Here is a 1,358-nt window from a genome sequence, read left to right as displayed (position 1 = left end):
TTAAAAATTCCGCCAAAGATTGGAAATTCAGACACACAAGATTCTTATTTAGAATATTAAATTTAGTCAGAATTTTTCAGGTCAGCCATTAAGGGTAACGGTCTCGGCTATGAGTAGTTGCGTGGTTTAGCACTAAACTTAGCAAGTAAACACCAAACTGAAAATCCGCGAGGATTTTCAGAGGTAGAAGAGAACCAGCAATTACTTATAGCCATTGTTGTGGGTAGTTTTTTATTTTTTCCTACTGTTCTTTAAAAAGTCCCAAACTTTTGTGTTCATTCTGCCGTAATAATTTGAGTTACTTATTTCAATGATTAGTATGCTTTTATTTTCATACCCATCAGTTAGTTTATCATAGATTTGTTTTGGTGTTAAATCACTTGTGACAATCCAGTTGTCAGAAAAGTATTTTACCCAATCTCCAATAGATTTAACTCTATTTTCAAAAATAGACCTGTCCGATTCGTTATATTGTATTAAATATGTCTTCATTACGCTACAACTTTTTTGATTTGATACTGTGATTTAAATTCAGTTAATCGAGGTTTCCATATTCCTGTCCATTCCATTTCTATTTTGAATGAAATTGGTTTATGGTTCTGTGCATATAGTCCAAAGGTTGCGTACCAATTTCCTTTAAGTTGTTCTTTATTACTTTCAATTTCTCCTATAATTATTTTTGATGGTGTTTTGATTGTTTGAGAATCTGGTGTCGATATTTTCTCTGGTGCTGTAATAATAACTAAATCTATAAGTTTTTTAGAACCTACTGGTAGAACCATTGAAGTGGAATCTGTGCCATTCCATTCAAAAGGTTTGCCATAACATTCTATTGGTTGAACTATAGTAGAACCTTTCTCTTTAAACTCTAATTTTTCTAAAAATATTTCAGTATTAATTGCAGGTAAATTTCCCTCATTTTTTATTTCAATTCTTGAAATATATCTGTTTGCAATTAGTGTGTCATTTGAAGAACCAGATTGTGAATTTGAACTCAAATCCTCTATTGTCATTTGTGATGGTTCAGAAAATGTTAGTTTAGGTCTTTTCCAATACTCTCTTAAATCATCTTTAAATAGAGCAACCATTACAGCACAAAAAGTGATAATTGCTGATATGATAGAAACTATAAATCTATAATATTCCGATTTATTTAAAACTTCGCTATCAGAATAATGAGGTTGAAGAATTGCAATCGGAAAATATAGTCCTGCGAGATAACCAACCACTAATGGTATTATCAATAAAAAATATTTTTTCTTCATTTATGTTTGTTTATCGGCTGCATTCAAGGTTCTAACGCAACAAACGTTGCTTTTTTTTTAGTTAGTCTAAGCTACAAATTTAAGTTCAAAATC

The 1,358-nt window shown here is 30.7% G+C and carries 2 protein-coding genes; both read right to left on the bottom strand.

Features of this window, described 5'->3' with window-relative positions:
• Positions 1 to 231: 231 nt before the first annotated feature.
• Positions 232 to 492, bottom strand: a complete 261-nt coding sequence (locus Q0945_RS15875; RefSeq protein ID WP_299436603.1) for a hypothetical protein — start codon at positions 490 to 492, stop codon at positions 232 to 234.
• Positions 492 to 1,229 (bottom strand): hypothetical protein, encoded by a 738-nt coding sequence (locus Q0945_RS15870; protein WP_299436600.1) that lies wholly within the window; start codon positions 1,227 to 1,229, stop codon positions 492 to 494. Before Q0945_RS15870 ends, Q0945_RS15875 begins: the two co-directional genes overlap by 1 nt.
• Between the last annotated feature and the right edge of the window lie 129 nt (positions 1,230 to 1,358).

This window comes from uncultured Maribacter sp. (assembly GCF_947500405.1).
In the GTDB taxonomy this organism is placed as follows: Bacteria; Bacteroidota; Bacteroidia; order Flavobacteriales; family Flavobacteriaceae; genus Maribacter_B.
Note: the sequence above shows the minus strand (reverse complement) of the source record. Positions and strands in the feature narration are given on the sequence as shown.

Coding starts and splice junctions, on each gene's coding strand:
- Q0945_RS15875 (WP_299436603.1), bottom strand. CDS start 492: ATGAAGACATATTTAATACAATATAACGAATCGGACAGGTCTATTTTT.